This window comes from Curtobacterium sp. Curtsp22 (assembly GCF_059492135.1).
Genome location: NZ_CP168519.1, coordinates 314,110 through 335,561, shown reverse-complemented (window position 1 = coordinate 335,561; position 21,452 = coordinate 314,110). Strand labels below are relative to the sequence as shown.

The following is a 21,452-nucleotide window of genomic DNA, read 5'->3' as shown; positions in this document are numbered from 1 at the left end:
CCCCCAGCGGCCGGGGCGGGCCGTTGCCGACGACCGTACGGGGCAGCGCGGCCCCGGCGGGTGCAGGTGTCGTCGGGTTGCGCCTCGTGACGGCGGGTTACACGCGGTCGAGCGGGCTGGCGCCGTTCACGAGCAGGTCCCCGACGATGCGCCGCTTGTGCACGCGCGGGTTGTGCGACGCCAGGGTCCGGGCGTTCCGCCAGTGCCGGTCGAGCCCCAGGGAGCGGAACGTGCCGCTCGACCCGAGGGCGTCGAAGACGAGCGTCGTCGCGTCGAGCACGGCGTCGGTGACCACCGTCTGCGCCTGGGCGACCGCGATCCAGCTCCGCTCGAGCGCGGCGCGCAGCACCGGGTCCGTCGAGGGGTCCGCCCCGGCCGCCCGGAGTCCGGTGTGGCGGTCGACGGCGGCGTCCACCGGTCCGAGGCTCGCGGTGAACGCGGCGTCGGCGGCGTACACCCGCGCCGCGACGGTGCCGATCGTGCTGAGCAGCTCGGGGTCGGCGGTCGGGTCCGTGGTCGTGCCGTTGTGGTGCCCGCGCTGCCGGGAGCGCAGCGCCTCGATCCCCTCGCGGAGGGCCGCACGCCCGATGCCGACGAGGATCGCGTGCATCACCGTCTGGTAGTACTGCTCCTGGTACGGGTAGCGCGTCGCGTACGGCAGGACCCGCTCGTCGGGCACGTGCACGTCGGTGTACGTCACGCTCCCGCTGCCGGTGATGCGCTGGCCGAACCCGTCCCAGTCGTCCCCGATCCGCACGCCCGGGTCGCGGGCGTCCACGAGGGCGACGAACCGTGCTCCGGCGTCGTCGAGCGCCAGCACCGTGATCCACCGGGCGTAGATGCTCCCCGTCGAGTAGAACTTCCGGCCGGTGACGCGCCAGCCGCCGTCCGGGTCCGGGGTGAGCCGCGTGCTGATGTCCGCTCCGGCCGGGTTCGGCGTCTCGCTCCACCCACCGCCGACGAACTCCCCACCACCGAGGCGTTCGACGATCGTCCGGTCGGAGGCACTCCCCTCGGCGTGCACCCGGTCCTCGATGAACGAGAAGTGGTTCCGCCACACGTGCGCGAGGTTCGGGTCGACCTCGGCGATCTCGGCGACCGCCCGGAACACGTCCGACAGCCGGGCCCCGACCCCGCCCCACTCGACCGGGGTGCGCCAGCGCGCGAACCCGGCGTCGACGAGCCACCCGAGCTGGTCGGTCGCGAGCCGTTCCTCGCGTTCCCGCTGCCGGGCGTCGAGGGCGATCCGCTCGATCACCGGTCGCAGCGGCGCGATCAGTTCCTCGTAGCGGGCGTCGGCCGGGATCTCACTCGGGCACATGGCGGCACGCTACCGGCGGTCGGGCGTCGTGCCCCTGCCCGCTGCAACCCGGCGTCACACCCGCACGGAGACGGCCCGGGATCACCACGTGATGCGGGCGAACTCCTCGTGCAGGCGCCGTGCGCGTCCGGGGTGGACCTGCTCGACCCAGCCGATCCGCCCGAGCAGGTGCGCCCGGAAGTCGGGGTGCCCAGCACGGTTCTGCGATGCCGGTCCGTGCTCGGCGGCGTTGTGCAGGATCGCGTGCAGCCGGTCGACCTCGCGTCGACCGGGCGACGTCCGGTCGTTGACGACGACCCCGGTGACCGACTGCCGCGTGCCCCGTCGCCGCACCCGGGTCTTCGACGGGTTCAACCGGAGTCCCTGCTCCGTGACGATCCGGTCGACCCCGCGGAGGAACGCGTCCGGTCGGGCCGCCAGCCGCTCGTCGCCGCTGAACGTCAGGTCGTCGGCGTACCGCGTGTAGACCGCGCCCACCGAGGCCGCCCACCCCGCGAGCCGCGCGTCCAGGTGCCGGAGTGCGGTGTTCGCCAGCGCCGGTGAGGTCGGTGCGCCCTGCGGCAGGTGCGCTTCGCGGAGCATCGCGCGCAGCGCCTGCCGTTCCTCGGGGCTGCCGCCGTCCGGCATCGCGCTGAGGACGTGCACCGGCACCCGGTGCGTGCACACCCCGGTGAGGACGTGTGCGAGCGGCTCCGCGAAGCCCGCCGCGCGGAAGACCCCGTACACGGTGGGCGCGGTGACGCTCGCGAAGAAGGACGTCAGGTCGGCCGTGACGACGATCTGCCGCCCGGTGTGCGCCGCGGCTCCGGTCACGACGCTCCGACCACCGACGAAGCCGTGCGCCGCGTCGTGCACCGGCAGCGCGGTGAGGAGCTCGTCGAGGATGGTCCGCTGCGTCCGGCGGAGCATGTCCATCGGCTTCTCGAGCAGGCGCGGCGTGCGTCCGGGTCGACGGATCCACTCGCAGCGGTGGTGGTGGAGCGGGCTCGAGGGCCCCGGTCGCCGGTTCCACGAGCGGGTGTCGGCGAGCCAGAGCAGCCGCCCGACGGTGAGGTCGAGCTCGCGCGCGAGCTCGGGCAGCGTGTCGACGAGCAGTCGGCTCGCGGTCTCCGGACGCGCCCGGACCGCGGTCGCCCGGCGCGCGACGACCCGGACCGGTCGGCGCGCCTCGCGTGCGCGGTGCAGCTCGGCGAGGCGCGGCGACGCCTCGAGCACCGCCGCGAGCTGTCGCGGTGCGTCGACCGGTGGTCGCGGGTGTGCCGCGAGGGCCGCCGCGACCGCGAGCCCGACGTAGGCGCGCTCGACGCCGACCACCGCCCAGCCGGCGGCGGTCAGGTCGTCCGGTCCCCAGTGCTCCGCGGTCAGGAACGCGTCGGCGAGGGCACCGGCGACGGTCAGGGGCGTGGGGTTCCCGGGGGACCCGTCGGTGCCTCCGTGCGGCGTCGCGCGCGGAGCGCGCCGTCCCGCTCGGGGCGTGTCGTCCTGCTGGTCCTGCGTGCCCCGGGGTGACCCCGGAGAGGTCGACGCGCCGCGCGCGTCGGCCGCCTCCCCCGGGAACTCCACGCGCTCACCCTACGGCGACCCGCTGACGGACGGGAGGCGCAGGTCGGGCCCGCACCGCGCCTCCCGTCCGCCGGGTGCCGGCGTATCGTCGGTCGGCGTGACGATCCAACAGCTCACCGAGCCCCTCGCCGGACAGGGGTGGGTCCAGATCGGCGAGGTCCTGCTCGCGTTCGCCCTCGCGTCGCTCATCGGCCTCGAGCGGCAGCTCCGGTCGAAGAGCGCAGGCATCCGCACGCAGGCGATCGTCGGGACCGCGTCGGCCCTCATGCTGCTCGTGAGCAAGTACGGGTTCAGCGACGTCCTCGTGCCGGACCACGTCGTGCTCGACCCCTCGCGCGTCGCGGCGCAGATCGTCTCCGGGGTCGGGTTCCTCGGCGCCGGGCTGATCCTCACCCGACGCGGAGCCGTCCGGGGCCTCACCACGGCCGCCGCGGTGTGGGAGACCGCGGCGATCGGCATGGCCGCGGGTGCGGGTCTCTGGCTGCTCGCACTCGTCGTCACCGCCCTGCACTTCGTCGTCGTGTTCGGCTACACCGCGATCGTCCGGGCGCTGTCCCGCTCCGCCGAGCAGTCGATGACGCTCGACGTGGTCTACGACGCCGGCCGCGGGGTGCTGCCGGACGTGCTCGCCCTCGCGACGGCCGGCGGGTGGCGGGTCGCCCGGCTCGTGCGGCAGGACACCGACCGGGTCGACGCCACCGCGGTCCGGATCGACGTCGCCGGCCGGGCCGAGGGGTCCCTGCTCATCGCCCGGATCGGCGAGGTCGACGGTGTCCGGGTCGTCGACCCGTCGGCCGCCGACGACCTGGAGTGACGCCGTGCCCTCGTTCTTCCTGACCCACGCCGAGGTGGTCGTCGACCCCGCGCGGCCGATCGAGTCGTGGGGGCTCTCCCCCGACGGGCGTGCCCGCGCTGCCGGAGCCGCGGCCGTCGCCTGGGACCCCGGGGTCCAGCGGATCGTGTCGAGCACCGAGCAGAAGGCGGTCGACACGGCGGCGATCCTCGCGGAGGCCGTGGGGCTCGTGCCCTCGACGGACCCCGCGCTCGGTGAGATCGACCGGAGCGCGACGGGCTACCTGCCGCCCGCGGAGTTCGACGGGGTCGTCGACGCGTTCTTCGCCACGCCGGAGGACTCGGTGCGCGGGTGGGAGCGCGCCGTCGACGCCCAGGACCGCATCGTCCGTGCCGTGCGGGCGCTGACCGACGCCGGCGACGTCACGATCGTGTCGCACGGTGCGGTCGGGGCGCTGCTGCTCGCCGATCTGCGGGGCGTGCCGGTCACCCGGACGCTCGACCAGCCGGGGATGGGCAGCGTGTTCTCGTTCGACCCGGGCGCGTGGCGGGCGACGAGTGGTTGGGCGCGCGTCGAGGTGCCCTGAGCCGGGCGTCGCCCGCGGGTGCGTGTGCATGCTGCGACATCGCGCCCGTCGATCACCTGGTGGAGTGTCGGACGATGCCCGCGCATCCGATGCACGTGCATGGTGCGACGTTCCGCGCGTCGATCCGGTGGTGCGGTGTCGAACACCGCGCGCCTGCACCCCGCGCCGCGCCGCCGCGCCGCCCCGCCGCGTCACGCCGGCAGCTGCTCCCCCGCCTCCACCGCGACGTCGAGCCGGTTCTCCGCCGGCGGCAACGGGCAGGTCGCGTGCGGCGTGTAGGCGCACGGCAGGTTCGTCGCCCGGTTGAAGTCGATCGTCGTCGCGCCCGACGCGTCCGGCGCCGGGACGTCCAGGCTCCGGTTGGCCGCGTACGTGGTCACGCCGCTCGTCCGGTCGGTGAACAGCACCAGGAGCCCGTCGCCGTACCCGTTGAACGCCAGGAGCGACCGCGGCCCGTCGAGGTCGAACGCCAGCACGCCCGGCGCCTCGTACACGTGCTGCAGCCCGTCGACGACCGACCCGACGGTCACCGAGCGCGGCGTGTCGAACGGCTCGAAGTGCGCCGCGACCGCGAACGACGGGTCCGGCGAGTACGACGGCGTCCCGGTGTACCCGGTCCGCGTCGGGTTCGAGGGGTGCCGCGGTCGGAGGACGTCACTGCCGCCACGCCGGGCGACCTCGATGGCGACCCGCTCGTCGCCGTCCTGCCACGCGATGGTCGTGCTCGACCGCTCGGGCAGCGGACCGAACCGGTGCGTACCCGTCACCGCGACGCCGTCGACCTCGATCGACTCGCCGTCGTCGAGGGTGACGACCGGTCCCGCCTCCGAGGTCGACCACGCCCCGGGCGCGTCCTCGAAGCGCTCCGGCGTGCCCGTCAGCCACCGGATGCTCGTGATCGCGAGGAAGCCGTGCGCACTCGCCCGGGCCGACTCGTGGGCGTCGTGCCACGCGGCCCACTCGGAGCGGAAGTCGGCTGCGGTCGGCGTCGTCGTGGTCATGCCACGACGGTACGTCGTGTCACGGCCGGGTGGCGACGCACGTCGTCTCCGGACGTCACGCGGTGTGCGCGACCGGCTCGGGAGGCGCGGTGCGCGTCGGACGCGCACCGCGCCTCCCGAACCGTGGTCGCGTTCAGACCGTCCGGGTCGCGCCCGTCACGGGGCCCGGCTCGGCGTCCTCGTCGTCGGCGGCCTGCAGGACGCCCTCCGCCTGGGGCAGCAGGTGCCGCACGGCCAGCGCGATCGACCGCGACCCGACGACCGCGACCAGCACCGAGAGCAGGGCGAGCACCCCCGCGGTGGGGATCCACGCCCACCGCACGTCGAGCACCCGCAGCCACTCGATCGCGGCCGTCGCGACCGCCGCCGCCGGGAACACGAACGACCAGAACCCGAGCGAGAAGGGCAGCCGCACGTACCGCGGCAGCAGGGCGACCTGCACCGCGACGAGCAGCACGCCGAGCCCGGTGATCGCCTGCACCGGGACCGTGAGCACGTCGTCCGTCAGCGCGAACACCGCGACCGTGGCGACCGACGGCGGTGCCACGAGGATCGCCATCGTCGGCACGAGCGGTGCGGGCAGCGCGGGGCGGAAGGACAGCCGGATGAGCAGCAGCCCGGTCATCACGACCCAGAAGAACACGCCGACGCCGAAGCAGGCCCAGGAGAGCCAGGTGAGCCCGACCTCGTGCGTGGCGACCGAGCCGACGAGCGCCGCTGCGACGGTCGGCAGGAGGTAGCCGCCGTGCACCGACTCGAGGGCGAGCCGACCCTCGAACCACGTCGCGAGGAGCCAGGCGGCGAACCCGGCGGCGACCGCCACGGCGACGAGCACGAGCACCCTCCCGCCGTCCGGCCAGCCGTGCGCGAGGTCCACCCCGAGCAGCATCGCGGTCGCCGGGACCAGTGCCGCGAGGGGACCCTGCGCGGGGTGCCGCAGTTGGTCGACGAGCCGGTCGTGCGCGCGCACCCGGACCCCGCGGACGGCGTGCGCGGCGAGCAGCCAGGTCCAGGCGACGGCGGCGATGCCCCAGAAGACCTGCGGGAGGACGGTCGGCAGGTCGAGGACGGGGGCGGCGTAGGACCAGGTCTCGGCGAAGCCGGCGAGGCCGAACGGGACGGCGAGGGTGTTGAGCGGGATGCGGGTGGTGGGACGGGGCACGGTGTCCCATTCTCCCGAGTCGGACCGCTCCCGGGGCCCCCGTGCCAGATTGGGCAGCATGTCCTTCGAGAACACCGACCACGTCCAGGCCACCACCGCCGGCTCGTTGCCCCGCACGCCGGAGCTCATCGCCGCGAACGCCGCCCGGCCCCTCGCCGCCGACGGCTTCACGCTGGAGACCACCGACGAGGTCCGTGCGCTCACGAGCGCCGCGGTCGACGACGTCGTCGCCCGCCAGACCGCCCTCGGCATCACGCAGCCCGGCGACGGCGAGTTCGGCAAGGCGATGTCGAACAGCGTCGACTACGGCGCCTGGTGGGGGTACTCGTTCCAGCGCGTCAGCGGCCTCAGCCTGACCGAGGAGGACATCTTCACGCAGGAGCCGGTCCGCTCCGAGCCCGGAAGGGTCCGGCTCACGAGCTTCCCGGACCGCCGCGACTGGACGATCTTCCGCGAGGCCTACACCGACCCGGGCTCGGGCATCGGCACGGGCAGGAACGCCACCGCGTTCCCGACGACGACCGGCCCGATCGCGTACACCGGGTACGAGGCAGCCCGGACGGACGCCGCCAACCTCCGGCACGCCGTCGAGGCGGCCGGCGCCGCGAACGGCTTCATCACGGCGCTCTCCCCCGGGTCCGCCGCGCGGGTCGCGAACGAGTACTACGCCACCGACGAGGAGCACATCTGGGCCTGGGCCGACGCCCTGCGCGAGGAGTACCGGATCATCCTCGACGCCGGCCTCGTCCTGCAGATCGACGACCCCTCGATCGCCGAGAACTGGGACCAGATCAACCCGGAGCCGAGCATCGAGGACTACCGCGCCTTCACCCGCATCCGCGTCGAGGCGCTCAACCACGCGCTGCGCGGCCTCGACACCTCGCGCGTGCGCTTCCACCTCTGCTGGGGCTCGTGGCACGGTCCGCACACGACCGACATCGAGCTCCGCCACATCGTCGACCTCATGCTCGACATCGACGCCGGCGCGTACTCGTTCGAGGCGGCGAACGCCCGCCACGAGCACGAGTGGACCGTCTGGCAGGACGTCGCGCTGCCGGACGGCAAGGTCATCGTGCCCGGCGTGGTCGGCCACGCCACGAACGTCGTCGAGCACCCGGACCTCGTCGCGCAGCGCATCGAGCGGTTCGCCTCGGTCGTCGGCCGGGAGCGCGTCATCGCCGGCACCGACTGCGGCCTCGGCGGCCGCATCCACCCGCAGATCGCCGCCGCGAAGCTCGAGTCCCTCGGCGAGGGCGCGCGCCGGGCGAGCGCGACGCTCTTCTAGCGGTCGCAGCGTTCGAGGTTCCGCGCTCGGTGCGGCCCGCGCAGCCTGACACGGTGTGCGGACGCTCGCACGGGACGGCCTGGAGGCGCGGTGCGGGCCCGACCCGCGCCTCCGGGCCCGCAGGCGGTCGCGTCTCCCCGAGAGCGACGTCGGAGCTCAGGAGGTCTGCCAGAGCACCGACGCCCGCGCGCCGTCGCTGAAGACGTACGCCCGGCCGGCGTCGCCGAGGTCGAACCCGAGCGGACCCGGTTCGATCGAGGCGACGAACTCGGTGCCCGCGGGGGTCTCGTCGTCCTGGATCCACTCCGGCACGCCGCCGTACTGGCCCGCGACGAGGACCCCCTCGGCGGCGGCGGCCGCGAGCACTCGGTCGGGGTCCTCGTCGTCGTGGACCATCGGCACCGGCACGTGCCGGAGGAGCATCGCGTCGGCGAGGAGCGGTGGGGACGCCGGCTCCGGGTCGTCGGGATCGCCGTGCGGTGAGACGGGTCCGGCCGCGAGGTGCAGCCCTCGGAGGGAGAACACGAACGCCGCGTTCGCGCCGCTGTCGGGCTCCCACGAGGCACACGTCCCCGGGTCGAACTGACACACGAACACGCTGACGAGCGTCTCCCGGTGTTCGATCTGGGCGGTGAACTGCATCGGTTCGTCGTGGTGGGCGCACAGCGGCCACTCCCATCCCTCGGGCACCGCGGGGGCACCGCCGATGCGCGAGGCGGTGAACGGGGCCGGCGCGTCCGGTCGGTACGCCCCGAGCACGATCGTGCCGAGGTGCTCCGCCACCGACGGCGCGGTCCGGGGAACGGGGGGCTCGGTCGGATGCTCGACCAACGTCAGCACGGTGCGCTCCGGTCCGCTCCCGCGCTCGGGTCCGCTCCTGCGCTCGGGTCCGCTCCTGCGCTCGGCGACGACGAACCGACCGGGCTGTGGCGGCGCGAGCGGCAGTTCCCAGCGGAGGAGCGGCCAGTCGGGCATCCCACGCTCGCCCGTGCCCGGATCGGGGCCGTTGTCCGCCGATCGGAGCATCCGGACCAAGGCGGCGACGTCGAGGTCCGGGAACCCCGCCGCACGCGATTCGGCGACCACCCGGGCCGCGGCACGGTCGAAGGGGGCGTCACGACGGCGGGCGCGCGGCCCGCCGGGACGGACGACGGCGGCGTGGATGCCGTGCAGGACGAGCAGCGGCGGGAGCGTCCACGCCGATGCGATGAGGAACGAGGCGCCGACCGCCCGGTCCCGGAAGGCGTTCTCGAACACCGAGATCGCGACGAAGGCGACGACGAGCACGATCCACGCGGTGACGAGCACGGTGGTCCAGGGTCCGCTGCCCGCCTTCGAGCCCGCGCGGTGCGACCGTGCACGTGCCCGGGCAGCGTCCTCGGTGTCGACGTCGACCCGTGTCGCCGGTCCTGCGTCGGCCATGCGGTCCCCCGATCCACGAGCACCCGACGTGCTCGCGAGCAGCAGGCTAGCGGTCGGACACGGCCGCTCCGGTCACCTACGGGCGCGCCCGAGCAGCACGGCGCCCACGACCGCAGCCGCGCCCGCCCAGGCCAGCGGCCGGGTCACGCGGCGGCGCTTCGCGACCCAGCCGCCGTTCGTCGCGTTGCCGGCGTCGGCCGGGGTCCAGAGGTTGCCGTCGGTCGGTGCTCCCGTGCCGCGGAGCGCGAACGTCTGCACCATCGGCTTGGTGATCTTGTGGAACAGCCCGGGGAAGACGTACTGCAGCGGCACGAGCGACGCCTGGATCCGGCCGACGAACCGGTAGCGCTTGGGGTGCAGTGCCGTCCGGACGACCGCACGGCCGGCACGCTCGACGGACACCGTCGGCGGCAACGGGTGCGAGGTCTTGCCGGTGTAGTTGGCGCCGTTCTGGTAGATCGGCGTGTCGATGGTCGACGGCAGGAGCGCGGCGAAGCGGATGCCCGTGCCGGCGAACTCGTCGCCGAGGACGTCGACCAGGCCGAGGGCAGCGTGCTTGCTCGTCACGTAGGCGGACTGGTACGGCGCGGACAGCAGCGACTGGATCGAGCCGACGAGGACGTAGGTGCCCTCGCCCCGCTGCTTCCAGTGCGGGAGCAGGGCGGTGATCGCGTGCAGGTGGCCGTACAGGTTCGTGTCGACGACGCGCTTGAAGGCCTCGGTCGGGGTCTGCTCGAACAGGCCGTAGACGAACAGGGCGGCGTTCCCCACGAAGACGTCGATCCGTCCGAAGCGGGTCGTGGTGGTCGCGACGAGGTCGCGGACGGCGTGCTCGTCGGCGACGTCCGTGGGGATCGCGACGGCCTCGGCCCCGAGCGCCCGGCACTCGGCGGCGGCGGCTTCGAGCGAGTCGTGGCTGCGGGCGGCCAGCACGAGCGTCGCGCCCTGCCGTGCGAACTCGTGCGCGGCTGCCCTGCCGATCCCGCTCGATGCTCCGGTGACGACGACGATCTTCCCGCGGAACCGATGTGCCATGGGTCCTTGGTACGCGGTCGCGGCTCCGTCCCCGCACAGGGCACGTGCAGCACGGCGGGTCCGGTAGCGTCGAGGGGCAGGCGACGAGGGGGAACGGTGCACGGGGACGCGGTGGACACCCTCGGGATCGACGGGGTCTGGTTCGATCCGCTCTGGCGGGTGGAGGTGCGGCTCACCCCGCTCGAACGACGACTGCTCGAGACCTGGACGGTGCGACGGCTCGCGTTCGTCGCCCACGCCGGCGGTGCCGCGCTCACGACGACCCAGTCGTACTCGCGGCTCGAACACTCCCTCGGGGTGCTCGCGCTCGTCGCCGCCTTCGCCCCGGACGACCACCTCGCCCGCACGACCGCACTCCTGCACGACGTCGGGCACCTGCCGTTCAGCCACACGTTGGAGGGTCTGGGCGGCCTCGAGCACCACTCCCTCGGACGAACCGCGATCCGGCGCCTCGCGGACGAGGTCCCTGGTATCGACGCCGACCAGGTCATCGCGGTCGACGAGGGCCGCGTGCCGTCGGTGCTGACGTCGGTCCCGGGCGGACTGAAGCTCGACCACCTGGACTCGTTCCTCCGGAGCGGCCAGGCGCACGGACGGACGCAGACGCCGCCGCACGTCCTGCTCGGTCGCCTGCGGCTCGTCGACGGCACGGTCGACGCGGATCCGGACGACGCCCTCGAGCTGGCCGACCTGGCCATCCGCGAGGCACTCGCACAGCGCTCCGCGGCGAACCTCGTGCCCGTGAGCGTGCTCCGCGACCTCGTCGGGCGGCTGCTCGACCGCGGTGCGCTGTCGCCGACCGACCTCGCCCGGAGCACCGAGGACGAGGTCTGGGCGCGCCTCGTCGCCGACCCCGACACCGCAACCGACGCCGACCTCCTGCGTCGCCGACCGCAGGCGTGGCGCATGCTCCCCGGCGACGGACCCGTGCCGACCGGTGCGCTCCGGCACACGGTCAGCCGTGGCTACCTCGACCTGCCGACGGTCGGTGGGCGTCCCCTGCGCGATCCGCGTGTCGCGGCGCTCGCCGCGGGCCTGCCGCTCCGGGTGGCCGTGACGCGCGACGGGGTGCGCTGACGCGGGTCGCCTGCCACGATGGGCGCATGCGCAAGGACGACCTCACCGTCGACGAGGCGACCGTCATCGCCCAGCACGCCCGCGACGGTGTGCTGGAACTCGACGATCCCGAGGTGCGCAAGGTCGTCGAGCAGGCGAACCGGGTCCTCGTCCGCGCACAGATGTGGGGCGACGAACCGAGTCCGAGGCTCCGACGCCGCCGGCGGTTCATCGCGATCGGCGCCCTCGTGATGGTGCTCGTCTGGGTCGCGGGGTTGCTCGCGCCGTTCGCCTTCCACTTCGGGTGACCCGGGCACGGGCTTGCCCCGCCGGGCCGGAGGGGCTTGACTCGACCCGATGACCAGCACGGCCGGCTCGACCGCGACCCCCAGGACCTGGACCGTGACCGCACGGGAGGACACCGGGCCCATCGCGCTCGTCGGGCTCCGCGCCTCGTGGGCGCCCCTGGCGAAGCAGTCCGTCGTCGCCGCCCTCGTGGTGGCCGCCGCGGTGACCAGCACACTCACGCCCTGGCTCCCGGTCACCGACGCGCCGCGGATGTGGACCGGCGTGGCACTCGCCCTCGGCGGACTGCTGGCGGCAGCTGTCATGGCGCGCTGGCCGGGCGCCGCCCGCGCCGAGCTGGTCGTCCCGGCGATCGACTTCATCGCGATCGGGCTGCTCCGGTACGGCACGGGCGACACCCGTTCGGTGTTCCTCGCCGTCGTCGTCCTGCCGGTGATCTGGATGGCGGCGAGCCCAGGTCGGCGCCACGTGCTGTACCCGCTGCTCGGGACCTGCGCCACGCTGCTGCTGCCGTACGTGCTGGAACCCACCGAACCGCGTCCGAGCGAACTCGTCCGGCTCGCCTTCGCGGTCGTCGTGTACGGCGCGACGGCGGCCGTGACCAACGAGCTCGCCCGGCAGGCGGACGTCCGGCTCAGCACCGCGCAACGTCGTCGTCGCGTGGCCGAGGGTGAGATCGACCGGGCCGCCCTCGTCCAGCAGTCCCTGCTGCCCGCGTCCACGGAGGGACTCCCACCGGAACTCCACGCACTCGGGGTGTGCATCCCGGCACGGACCGTCGGCGGCGACTTCTACGACTGGTTCCCGACACCGGACGGCGCGGCCTTCACGCTCGGCGACGTGATGGGCAAGGGCGTCGGCGCCGGCATGATCGCCGCCGCGGTCCGGTCCCTCGTGCGCAGCACCGTCGACGAACCGGACGCGGCCACGGCGGTCCGTCGAGCGGCCGCCGGCCTGGCGACCGGGACATCCGACGTCGAGAGCGCACAGTTCACGACGTGCTTCCACGTGCGGATCGACCGCGACGGCCACGCCCGCTGGGTCGACGCCGGCCACGGGTTGAGCCTGCTCCGGCGTGCCGACGGCACGGTCCGGTCGCTGCGGTCCGGGCACCTGCCGATCGGCGTCGGGACCTCGTGGTCGAGCGAGACGACCGACCTCGAGCCCGGCGACGTCGTCGTGAGCGTCAGCGACGGGGTGCTCGACCTCTTCGGCGGGGACCTCGACGCGCTCGACCGCTTCGAGGCCTGGGTCGCCGAACGCTCGCACCCCCAGCAGCTCGTCGACGGGATCACCGAGCTCGCCCACCGCGGCGAGCACCCCGACGACGTCACGGTGCTCTGCATCGCCTACCGACCCTGACCACCCACGCGCACACCCGAGGAGGACGACGTGGACGACCGCATCGACCGTCGCCGGTTCATGACCGCCGGCATCGCCGGGACCACCGCCGCGATCGTCGGCACGAGCATCGCGAGCCGTTCCACGCCGGCCGTGGCGGCAGCGGGCACCCTGCTCGCCGCGGACGAGTTCGACGGGCCAGCAGGCGGTGCGCCGAACAGCGCCGTCTGGCGGTACGACCTCGGCGCGGGCGGGTGGGGCAACGGGGAACTGCAGACCTACACGGACTCCCGGCGGAACGCGGCGCTCGACGGTGCCGGCAACCTCGTGATCACCGCCCGGCGTGAGGCCGACGGTTCGTTCACCTCGGCTCGACTGAAGACCGAGGGCACCTCGACGGCGCAGTACGGCCGGATCGAGGCGCGCATCCGGATCCCCCGGGGGCAGGGGATCTGGCCCGCGTTCTGGATGCTCGGCGCGGACATCGGGTCGGTCGGGTGGCCGGCCTGCGGCGAGATCGACGTGATGGAGAACGTCGGGTACGAACCGACCGTGGTCCACGGCACGGTGCACGGTCCGGGGTACTCCGGCGCGCAGGGCATCTCGGCGGCGTCCACGAACCCCACGGGGGCTCCGTTCGCCGACGACTTCCACGTGTTCGGCGTCGACTGGCGTCCGGACTCGATCACGTGGTCGGTCGACGGCACGGCGTACCGGACGCTGACCCGCGCCGACGTCGGGGCGAATCCGTGGGTGTTCGACAAGCCGTTCTTCGTCGTCCTCAACGTGGCCGTCGGCGGCTCGTGGCCCGGGTCACCCGACGCGTCGACGCGCTTCCCGCAGCAGATGACGGTCGACTGGGTGCGCGTCTTCGCGAACGCCTGAGCCTCAGGGGCGGCCGCGGCCGTTCCGCGCGACCAGCCACAGGTACGTGCTGTGCCCGATGAGGGCGAGGCCGAAGAACACCGCGGCCACGGCGTACACGCGGTCGAGCTTGCCCTGTCCGATCACGAGCATCACGACGCAGAACACGACGGCCACGGCGAGCACGCCCACCTGCACCGTCGACCAGATCCGTCGGAAGCGCGGCATGCCCGTCTCGTTCACGACTCCATGGTGCCAGATGCCGTCAGTGCTCCCGGAGCGCCTCGACGAGCTCGGCCTTCCGCTTCGACGAGTACCCGGTGATGCCGAGCTCCTTCGCGCGTCGCTTGAGGTCCGCCACGGTCCAGTCGTCGTACGACCCGGACTCGCCGCCCTTCTTCGCCACGGCGTGCTCGCCCCGCGCCGCCGCGGCGTTGCTGATGCGGGCGGCCTTCTCCTTCGAGTTGCCCTCCTTGCGGAGCTCCTCGTACATGTCCGGCTTCTTGAGTTGGTTCGGCATGGCGCACACCGTACGCCGAGACAGTCAGCCCTTCTCGGGGTCATTGCCCCAGTTCATCAGCGAGTACCGCCACGGGGTGCCGTGCACGTCGCCGCTCGGACGTTGCTCGGCATGTCGCGCGACGTAGCCGACCACCTTGCGCATGTGGGCGTAGTCGGCGTCCGTGTAGTCGCCTTGCTTCTTCTCGAGAATCCGGACGATGTGCCGCCCGCTCTCGTGCCCGGTCGATTCGCCGCCGCCGGCGGGCTTCTGTCCGACCTGCTTCGACTCGTCGGTGTCGAGCCACTTCCTGAGTTCCGACGCGGTCATGTTGACCGCCTCGTCGAAGTCCTTCCGGGTCTGCTGCTCGTCGTCGCTCATGGCCTCGACCGAACACCGCACTTCTGGGAACCGGTCCAGAGCGGGTCCGGTTTCGTGGAGGGGAACCGATGAGAGGACCCGCACCATGCCCCGCGACCAGTACGAACCAGCCGACCCGCGCACCCGCTACCCCGACGTCCAGCCGGAGCCGCAGACGCAAGCCGAGCCGGGCCTCCAGAGCCGCATGCGGCCGGTACCGGACCTCGGTGAGGAGACCTACCGGGGAACCGGCCGGCTCGCCGGTCGGAAGGCGCTGATCACCGGCGCGGATTCCGGGATCGGTGGCGCCGTCGCCATCGCGTTCGCACGCGAGGGTGCGGACGTCGCGCTCGCGTACCTCCCGGAGGAGCAGTCCGACGCGGACCACGTCATCGAGCAGATCCGCGCCGCGGGCAGGACGGCCGTCGCGGTGCCAGGTGACCTGCGGGACCGGTCCTACGCGACCACGCTGGTGGAGCAGGCCGTCGCGGGGCTCGGCGGCCTCGACGCGCTCGTGAGCGTGGCCGGCAAGCAGCGTTGGCAGCCCGAGGTCGAGGACCTCACCGACGAGCAGTTCGAGGCGACGTTCGACGTCAACGTGTTCGGGCTGTTCCGCCTGGTCCGCGCTGCGCTCCCCCACCTGCAGCCGGGGTCGACGATCACCACGACGGCGTCGATGGAGGCGTACGAGCCCGCTCCGGACCGGCTCGACTACGCGGCGTCGAAGGGCGCGATCAACAACCTCTCGAAGGGGCTGTCGCAGGCACTCGTCGAGCGTGGGATCCGGGTGAACATCGTGGCTCCCGGACCCACCTGGACCGTCCTGCAGCCGAGCGGCGGCGTCGACCCGGAGTCGCTCCCCGAGTTCGGGTCGAGCGAGTCGCCGATGGGCCGCGCCGCGCAGCCGGCCGAACTCGCGCCCGCCTACGTGTTCCTCGCCTCGCACGAGTCGAGCTACGTCGCCGGGGAGACCCTCAACGTGAACGGCGGCATGGTGACGCCGTGACCGGGCACGGCCCACGGGCTGCACGCACCCGGGAATGGAACGGGCGTCCCGGGTGTCTCATCCACCACCGAACGCGAAGGAGCACACCATGAGCCACGACCTCCACGAGAGCACGGCCGTCGACGTCCAGCAAAGCTGCACGCCGGCGACGACGGTTTCCGTCCTGCGCGACGAGCGCAAGCCGTCGTTCGGGCGCTGGCTGGGGCAGATCAACCGGCAGGACTGACCGCCGGAGCGACGCTCGCGGTCGGGGCCGCGGGCGTCGCCGCCGCGGCGGCCGCAGGTGCGGGGGCTGCGCCCGGGACGCCGAGTTCGCGGATCCGTCGCGCCGGCACCCCGGCGTAGACCCCGTGGGACGTGAGCCGCCCCCGGACGACCGCCCCGGCCGCGACCACCACGTCGTCCTCGATGACCGTCCCGGGCAGCACGACGGCACGCCCACCGATCCAGACCCGCTCGCCGATGTCGACCGATCGGCCCGAGGCGGTCTCGCTCCACGCCCCGTCGTCGCCGATCTCGTGGTGGCTCGTCATCACGAGCACCTGCATCCCGATCGCGGTGTGGTCGCCGATCCGGACCGGCGCGACGGCCTCGACCGTGACGTGCCGGTTGAAGTACACACCCCGGCCGACCACGAGGTTCTTCGGGTCCCCCGTCAGTGAGAACAGCGGGCCGGGGCTCGACGCGAGGTCGGCGCCCGCGGCGGACGCGATCAACCGGCGTACCGCACGCGGCAGGAACGGCGACCCGAGCAGCAGCGTGAACAGCGTGTACTCGCGGGCGTGGATCGCGTCGTCACGCAGCCGTGAGCCGAACGTGGACGGAGATGCGGTGCGTGCGGACATGCCGCCTCCAGGTCTCGCAGGGGGACGTGTGCGTCCTCGCACACAGCCGGAACGGTAGGTCGGCTCGAGCACGGTCGACAACGCGGGGACCGGCGCGTTGCGCGATTCTTGCGGTGTCTGCTGCCGGGATCCTCCACTGCTACCGTGCTCGCATGTCCTGGGGCCGACGGTACTTCGCGGTCCAGTCGGTCGCGGGGGCCCTCTGGTGGATCGCGGTGTGCACCCTCCCCGGGGTCCGGTCGGCGACCCTCGGCTCGCTCGACCCCGTCGTCGTCGCGGTGTTCGACGTCCCGCTCTTCGTCGTGGCATCGGCGCTCGCAGCGGCCGGCAGTCGCGCCGCCGCGGCGGTCACGACCGGGTGGACCGCGCTGGTCCTGGCCGCCCTGGCCGTCTGGGCCACCGCGACGACCGAGGCCGGTGCCGGTGTGCTCGTGATGATCGGCGCGACCGTCGGGTCCGCCCTCGCCCTGGCGCTCGTCGTGCTCGGCCGGGTCCCGACCGAGTGGCTGACGACCGGCCCGCTGCGGTTCCGGACCGCCGACCCCGACGCGGGTCGCCGCCGCCACGTCCTCGGCACCGTCCTGCAGATCACCGTCTTCTGGGGGCTCTTCCTCGTGGTGCTGCCGCTCGTCATCGCCGCCGCCGAGCACCGCTGGCAGCTCCACCCGACGCTGCCCGACGGCGTCGTGACCACAGCCGTCGTCACCGGAGCCGTTGCACTCGTCGCCGCGAGTGCGCTCGGCATCGCCTCCGCAGCGGCGATGTCGACGCAGGGCGCTGGGACCCCGCTGCCGTCCGCGATGCCGAACCGGCTCGTGATCGCCGGTCCGTACCGCTCGGTGCGCAACCCGATGGCGCTCGCCGGCATCGCCCAGGGCGTCGCCGTCGGACTCCTGCTCACCTCGTGGATGGTCGTCGTGTACGCGCTCGCCGGGTCGATCGTCTGGAACTGCGTCGTCCGCCCGCTCGAGGAGGCCGACCTCGACCACCGGTTCGGAGACGACTTCCGGCGCTACGCCGCACGCGTCCGGTGCTGGGTCCCCCGGTGGCCGGTCCCGGCGAGCGCCCCGGCGGACGCGATCAGCCCGCCGCGCCGCTGATGTTGACGAGCCAGGTCACGCCGAAGCGGTCGGTGACCATGCCGAACGTGTCGCCCCACGGGGCTTTCGTGAGGGGTTCGATGATCGTCTTCGCCCCGTCGGCGAGCCCGTTCCAGTAGCGCGTGAGGGCTTCTTCGTCGTCACCGCTGAGGGACACCGAGATGTTGCTGACGTCGGGGCCCTCCATGCCGGTCGGTGCGTCGGAGGCCATGAGCAGCAGACCGCTCTCGCCCTCGAGCTGGCCGTGCATGACCTTGTCGGCGTCGGCGGGGTCCTGTGCCATCCCGGCCTCGCCGAAGGTGTTGACGGTGAGTTCGCCGCCGAAGACGCCGTGGTAGAAGTCGAGCGCGTCACGGGCCTGGTCGCGGAGGCCGATGTACGGGTTGAGTCGGACGGTCATGGTGGACTCCTCGCGGATGGTGCACGGGCGCCGTCGTCCGTGTCGCGTCGATCGTCCCAGACCGTCGGCGCGCGCGGAAGCCCGTGGGCGGGTCGTGCAGGATGGGGCGGTGGACAGCGACGACGCGTACGACGAGCACCTCAGCGCCGAGATGCCGTGGACCGAGGTGGTCCGGACACTCGAGGGCCTCGGGTGGACGCCGTGCGGCACCGGGGACTGGGCGTGCGCGTTCCGTTCTCCCTCCGGTCGGCTCGCGGCGCGGGTCAGCCCGTTCGACCCCGCCGGGCCGTACTCGGCGATGCTCTACCGGGTGGCGGCGCACACCCGTCAGGTCCCCGTGCTGGTCGACCACCGCGTGCTCGAGGGTGGGTCCGACCTCACGGTGATGGAGTACCTCGCGCCGGTGTCCGCGGCCGAGGGGGCGGCCTTCCACCGGGCGATCGGTGCCCGCGAGCCGGACGTGGCGGCGCTCGCCGAGCACATCGACGCCGTGCACGCGCGTGGTGCCCGGGAGCAGCCGTGGTGGGGTCCGCTCGACGACAACCCGGCGAACGTGATGCGCGGCTCGGACGGCCGGCTGGTCGTCGCCGACCTGTTCTACGCCGACGGCCCCGCGCTGTACGCCACGGTGCGGGACGACCCCGACCGGGTCGTGCGGGACTACCCGGAGCACCTGCGTCGGCACATGACGGAATTGCCGCTGGCGAGTTCCGGCGGGTGGGCGGTCGGCGATGCGGAGCGGATGCGCCGGGCGCTGGCGGCGGCTGACCGACGCCGGTCGGGATGACGTCCGGACGGTCCCCGCCCACCACCAGCACCGGTCGGTCCCCGCCCACCACCAGCACCGGACGGTCCCCGCCCACCACCAGCACCGGACGGTCCCCGCGCACCCAGCCGCCTCGGCCTAGCATCGTGAGGATGCCCGACCCCCGCCCCGACGAGTTCATCCGCGTCCGCGGCGCCCGCGAGCACAACCTGCAGGACGTGGACGTCGACATCCCCCGCGACCGCATCGTCGCCTTCACCGGCGTCTCCGGCTCCGGCAAGTCGAGCCTGGCGTTCGGCACCGTGTTCGCCGAGGCGCAGCGCCGGTTCCTCGAGTCCGTCGCCCCGTACGCCCGGCGGCTCATCGCGCAGGGGTCCACCCCGCACGTGGAGTCGATCACGGGCCTCCCCCCGGCCGTCGCCCTGCAGCAGCGCCGCGGTGCCCCGAGTGCCCGCTCCACCGTGGGCACGCTGACGACCCTGTCGAACTCGATGCGCATGCTCTTCTCCCGCGCCGGCACCTACCCGCCGGGAGCCGACCGGCTCGAGTCCGACTCGTTCTCGCCGAACACCGCCGCCGGGGCCTGTCCCCGCTGCCACGGACTCGGCACCGCGCACGAGGTCACCGAGGCGTCCGCGGTCCACGACGACTCGCTCAGCATCCGCGACGGCGCGATCACCGCGTGGCCCGGCGCCTGGCAGGGCAAGAACCTCCGCGACGTGACGGCGGTGCTCGGCTACGACATCGACCGGCCGTGGCGGGACCTCCCCCGCGCCGACCGCGACTGGCTGCTCTTCACCGAGGAGCAACCGGTGGTCGAGGTGCACCCGAAGCGCGACCGGGTCGCCAAGCCCTACCGCGGTCGGTTCTGGAGCGCCCGACAGTTCGTGCTGCACACGCTCGCGGACTCCCAGAGCGAGACCCAGCGCACCAAGGCCCTGCAGTACGTCGAGTCCGGACCGTGCGGCCTGTGCGGCGGCACCGGGCTCACCCGGGCGGCCCTCGCCGTCACGGTCGGCGGGCACAGCATCGCCGACCTCAACGCGCTGCCGATCACGGCGCTCGCCGACGTGCTCCGGCCGATCGCCGCGATCACGGACGCCTCGGCGGCGACGTCCCGTGCGTCCTCGGGCGAACACACCGAGGTGGCCGTCGCGATCGCGGGTGACCTCGTCACGCGCCTCGACGTCCTCCTCGGCCTCGGGCTCGGGTACCTCGCGCTCGACCGGTCGACGCCGACGCTCTCCCCCGGTGAGACGCAGCGGCTCCGGATCGCGACGCAGCTCCGCTCCGGCCTGTTCGGTGTCGTGTACGTCCTCGACGAGCCGAGCGCCGGACTGCACCCCGCCGATGCCGAGTCCCTCGTGCAGGTGCTCGACGACCTGCGCGCCGGCGGCAACAGCGTCTTCGTGGTCGAGCACGACATGAGCATCGTCCGACGGGCCGACTGGATCGTCGACGTCGGGCCGGGCGCGGGCTCCGGTGGCGGCACCGTCCTGTACAGCGGTCCCGTCGACGGTCTCCAGCACGTCGAGGGGTCGGTGACGCGGCGGTTCCTCCACCCGGCCGGCCCACCTGCCGTCCGCACACCGCGGGAGCCGGTCGCCACGCTGGCGCTCCGTGACGTGACGCTGCACAACCTGCACGGTCTCGACGTCGACGTCCCGCTCGGGGTCCTCACCGCGGTCACGGGGGTGAGCGGCTCGGGGAAGTCCTCGCTCGTCGGTGGCGTCCTGGCCACCGAGGGTGCCTCGCACCCGCTCGTGACCCGGGTCGTCCAGGTCGACCAGAAGCCGATCGGCCGCACGCCCCGGTCGAACCTCGCCACCTACACGGGCCTGTTCGACGCCGTCCGCCAGGCCTTCGCCGCCACCGATGCCGCACGGGAGCGCGGCTGGGGCGCCGGACGGTTCTCGTTCAACGTCGCGGGCGGCCGGTGCGAGGTGTGCCAGGGCGAGGGGTCCGTCTCCGTCGAGCTGCTGTTCCTGCCCGGCAGCTGGGCGCCGTGCCCGGAGTGCCACGGTGCCCGGTACAACGCCGAGACGCTCGAGGTCCGGTGGGACGGCGCGAGCATCGCCGACGTGCTCGGCATGACCGTCGACGAGGCGGCACCGTTCCTCGCCGGCCTCCCGGCCGCAGCGCGCGGGCTCGAGACGCTGCGCCAGGTCGGTCTCGGCTACCTCCGACTCGGCCAGCCCGCCCCGGAGCTCTCGGGCGGCGAAGCGCAGCGCATCAAGCTCGCCACCGAACTGCAGCGCGCCCGGTCCGGCCACACGCTCTACCTGCTCGACGAGCCGACCACCGGCCTCCACCCGGCCGACGTCGAGCTGCTGTCCGAGCAGCTGTCGCGGCTCACGGACGCCGGCAACACGGTCGTGGTCGTCGAGCACAGCATGGACGTCGTCGCGGCGGCCGACCACGTCATCGACATGGGTCCCGCCGGCGGGGACGCGGGCGGGCAGGTGGTCGCCGCCGGCACGCCGGCCGCGGTCGCGGCGTCCGCCACGAGTCGGACCGCGCCCTACCTGCTCGCGCAGCTGGGGCGGTGAACGCGACCGGGTGACGGCCTGGAGGCGCGGTGCAGGCCCAAACCGCGCCTCCAGTCCGACCCGGTGTGGGTCGAGAGCCGCAGCGCTCGCTGAGTGGCCATCAGCTTTTCATCCCTCAGGAGGATGCACCCGCGGGGCGACCGGAGCATGCTGAGCGGTGTGTGGGGAGTCCGGTCGTCCGCGACCGCGGTC

At 73.7% G+C, this 21,452-nt stretch carries 23 protein-coding genes; 12 read left to right on the top strand and 11 right to left on the bottom strand.

What is annotated here, in order from left to right:
- Nucleotides 1-97: 97 nt before the first annotated feature.
- Nucleotides 98-1,321, bottom strand: coding sequence for an acyl-CoA dehydrogenase family protein (locus tag ACEN8D_RS01615; RefSeq protein WP_413461851.1), 1,224 nt, complete (start codon nucleotides 1,319-1,321; stop codon nucleotides 98-100).
- Nucleotides 1,322-1,402: 81 nt separating this feature from the next.
- Nucleotides 1,403-2,884, bottom strand: coding sequence for a reverse transcriptase family protein (locus ACEN8D_RS01610; RefSeq protein ID WP_495601121.1), 1,482 nt, complete (start codon nucleotides 2,882-2,884; stop codon nucleotides 1,403-1,405).
- Nucleotides 2,885-2,981: 97 nt separating this feature from the next.
- Here ACEN8D_RS01610 and ACEN8D_RS01605 point away from each other — a divergent pair, with 97 nt between their 5' ends.
- Both ACEN8D_RS01605 and ACEN8D_RS01600 read left to right on the top strand, forming a co-directional pair.
- The gene (locus tag ACEN8D_RS01605) at nucleotides 2,982-3,698 is read left to right on the top strand and encodes an MgtC/SapB family protein (protein ID WP_083295328.1); all 717 of its coding nucleotides are present in this window, start codon (nucleotides 2,982-2,984) and stop codon (nucleotides 3,696-3,698) included.
- Between the two features lie 4 nt (nucleotides 3,699-3,702).
- Entirely contained in the window at nucleotides 3,703-4,263 is a 561-nt protein-coding gene (locus ACEN8D_RS01600; protein ID WP_413400209.1) for a histidine phosphatase family protein, read from the top strand.
- A gap of 191 nt (nucleotides 4,264-4,454) precedes the next feature.
- Here ACEN8D_RS01600 and ACEN8D_RS01595 read toward each other — a convergent pair whose 3' ends face one another.
- Both ACEN8D_RS01595 and ACEN8D_RS01590 read right to left on the bottom strand, forming a co-directional pair.
- The gene (locus tag ACEN8D_RS01595; protein WP_413400366.1) at nucleotides 4,455-5,264 is read right to left on the bottom strand and encodes a DUF1684 domain-containing protein; all 810 of its coding nucleotides are present in this window, start codon (nucleotides 5,262-5,264) and stop codon (nucleotides 4,455-4,457) included.
- A gap of 133 nt (nucleotides 5,265-5,397) precedes the next feature.
- The gene (locus tag ACEN8D_RS01590) at nucleotides 5,398-6,426 is read right to left on the bottom strand and encodes an SLAC1 family transporter (RefSeq protein ID WP_413461876.1); all 1,029 of its coding nucleotides are present in this window, start codon (nucleotides 6,424-6,426) and stop codon (nucleotides 5,398-5,400) included.
- A 58-nt stretch (nucleotides 6,427-6,484) separates the two neighbouring features.
- On the opposite strand from ACEN8D_RS01590, the gene ACEN8D_RS01585 reads away from it, so the two are divergent.
- Nucleotides 6,485-7,711 (top strand): cobalamin-independent methionine synthase II family protein, encoded by a 1,227-nt coding sequence (locus ACEN8D_RS01585; protein WP_413400049.1) that lies wholly within the window; start codon nucleotides 6,485-6,487, stop codon nucleotides 7,709-7,711.
- Between the two features lie 156 nt (nucleotides 7,712-7,867).
- On the opposite strand, the gene ACEN8D_RS01580 is transcribed toward ACEN8D_RS01585, so the two are convergent.
- Nucleotides 7,868-9,133, bottom strand: a complete 1,266-nt coding sequence (locus tag ACEN8D_RS01580; RefSeq protein ID WP_413400278.1) for a hypothetical protein — start codon at nucleotides 9,131-9,133, stop codon at nucleotides 7,868-7,870.
- A gap of 72 nt (nucleotides 9,134-9,205) precedes the next feature.
- A complete protein-coding gene (locus tag ACEN8D_RS01575; protein WP_495601120.1) occupies nucleotides 9,206-10,168 on the bottom strand; it encodes an SDR family NAD(P)-dependent oxidoreductase in 963 nt (320 codons plus the stop codon).
- Between the two features lie 96 nt (nucleotides 10,169-10,264).
- Between ACEN8D_RS01575 and ACEN8D_RS01570 the strand changes: the two genes are divergently transcribed.
- The 4 genes from ACEN8D_RS01570 to ACEN8D_RS01555 are packed head-to-tail and all read left to right on the top strand — an operon-like array spanning nucleotide 10,265 to nucleotide 13,756.
- On the top strand, nucleotides 10,265-11,245 hold the full coding sequence (locus tag ACEN8D_RS01570; RefSeq protein ID WP_413399297.1) for an HD domain-containing protein: 981 nt from the start codon (nucleotides 10,265-10,267) through the stop codon (nucleotides 11,243-11,245).
- A gap of 26 nt (nucleotides 11,246-11,271) precedes the next feature.
- Entirely contained in the window at nucleotides 11,272-11,532 is a 261-nt protein-coding gene (locus ACEN8D_RS01565; RefSeq protein WP_092387509.1) for a hypothetical protein, read from the top strand.
- Nucleotides 11,533-11,581: 49 nt separating this feature from the next.
- Nucleotides 11,582-12,892, top strand: coding sequence for a PP2C family protein-serine/threonine phosphatase (locus ACEN8D_RS01560; protein ID WP_070418747.1), 1,311 nt, complete (start codon nucleotides 11,582-11,584; stop codon nucleotides 12,890-12,892).
- Between the two features lie 30 nt (nucleotides 12,893-12,922).
- Nucleotides 12,923-13,756 (top strand): glycoside hydrolase family 16 protein, encoded by an 834-nt coding sequence (locus ACEN8D_RS01555; protein ID WP_413399296.1) that lies wholly within the window; start codon nucleotides 12,923-12,925, stop codon nucleotides 13,754-13,756.
- Between the two features lie 3 nt (nucleotides 13,757-13,759).
- On the opposite strand, the gene ACEN8D_RS01550 is transcribed toward ACEN8D_RS01555, so the two are convergent.
- The 3 genes from ACEN8D_RS01550 to ACEN8D_RS01540 are packed head-to-tail and all read right to left on the bottom strand — an operon-like array spanning nucleotide 13,760 to nucleotide 14,615.
- The gene (locus ACEN8D_RS01550) at nucleotides 13,760-13,978 is read right to left on the bottom strand and encodes a hypothetical protein (RefSeq protein WP_071294861.1); all 219 of its coding nucleotides are present in this window, start codon (nucleotides 13,976-13,978) and stop codon (nucleotides 13,760-13,762) included.
- 22 nt (nucleotides 13,979-14,000) lie between these two features.
- Nucleotides 14,001-14,255 (bottom strand): DUF7218 family protein, encoded by a 255-nt coding sequence (locus tag ACEN8D_RS01545; RefSeq protein WP_071294860.1) that lies wholly within the window; start codon nucleotides 14,253-14,255, stop codon nucleotides 14,001-14,003.
- Nucleotides 14,256-14,279: 24 nt separating this feature from the next.
- Nucleotides 14,280-14,615, bottom strand: coding sequence for a DUF3140 domain-containing protein (locus tag ACEN8D_RS01540; RefSeq protein ID WP_309779375.1), 336 nt, complete (start codon nucleotides 14,613-14,615; stop codon nucleotides 14,280-14,282).
- 85 nt (nucleotides 14,616-14,700) lie between these two features.
- Here ACEN8D_RS01540 and ACEN8D_RS01535 point away from each other — a divergent pair, with 85 nt between their 5' ends.
- A complete protein-coding gene (locus ACEN8D_RS01535) occupies nucleotides 14,701-15,600 on the top strand; it encodes an SDR family oxidoreductase (RefSeq protein ID WP_309886879.1) in 900 nt (299 codons plus the stop codon).
- Between the two features lie 88 nt (nucleotides 15,601-15,688).
- Nucleotides 15,689-15,826, top strand: coding sequence for a hypothetical protein (locus ACEN8D_RS01530; RefSeq protein WP_413399295.1), 138 nt, complete (start codon nucleotides 15,689-15,691; stop codon nucleotides 15,824-15,826).
- On the opposite strand, the gene ACEN8D_RS01525 is transcribed toward ACEN8D_RS01530, so the two are convergent.
- Entirely contained in the window at nucleotides 15,810-16,445 is a 636-nt protein-coding gene (locus ACEN8D_RS01525) for an acyltransferase (RefSeq protein ID WP_495601119.1), read from the bottom strand. The two genes, ACEN8D_RS01530 and ACEN8D_RS01525, sit on opposite strands and share 17 nt — an antisense overlap.
- A gap of 152 nt (nucleotides 16,446-16,597) precedes the next feature.
- Here ACEN8D_RS01525 and ACEN8D_RS01520 point away from each other — a divergent pair, with 152 nt between their 5' ends.
- On the top strand, nucleotides 16,598-17,545 hold the full coding sequence (locus ACEN8D_RS01520) for a methyltransferase family protein (RefSeq protein ID WP_413399547.1): 948 nt from the start codon (nucleotides 16,598-16,600) through the stop codon (nucleotides 17,543-17,545).
- On the opposite strand, the gene ACEN8D_RS01515 is transcribed toward ACEN8D_RS01520, so the two are convergent.
- The gene (locus tag ACEN8D_RS01515) at nucleotides 17,526-17,945 is read right to left on the bottom strand and encodes a VOC family protein (protein WP_413399548.1); all 420 of its coding nucleotides are present in this window, start codon (nucleotides 17,943-17,945) and stop codon (nucleotides 17,526-17,528) included. The two genes, ACEN8D_RS01520 and ACEN8D_RS01515, sit on opposite strands and share 20 nt — an antisense overlap.
- Before the next feature lie 109 nt (nucleotides 17,946-18,054).
- Between ACEN8D_RS01515 and ACEN8D_RS01510 the strand changes: the two genes are divergently transcribed.
- Entirely contained in the window at nucleotides 18,055-18,732 is a 678-nt protein-coding gene (locus ACEN8D_RS01510) for a hypothetical protein (RefSeq protein WP_413399549.1), read from the top strand.
- Nucleotides 18,733-18,863: 131 nt separating this feature from the next.
- Nucleotides 18,864-21,260 carry an ATP-binding cassette domain-containing protein gene (locus tag ACEN8D_RS01505; RefSeq protein ID WP_413461356.1) on the top strand — a complete coding sequence of 799 codons (2,397 nt, stop codon included), beginning with the start codon at nucleotides 18,864-18,866 and terminating at the stop codon, nucleotides 21,258-21,260.
- The last annotated feature ends 192 nt before the right edge of the window (nucleotides 21,261-21,452 follow it).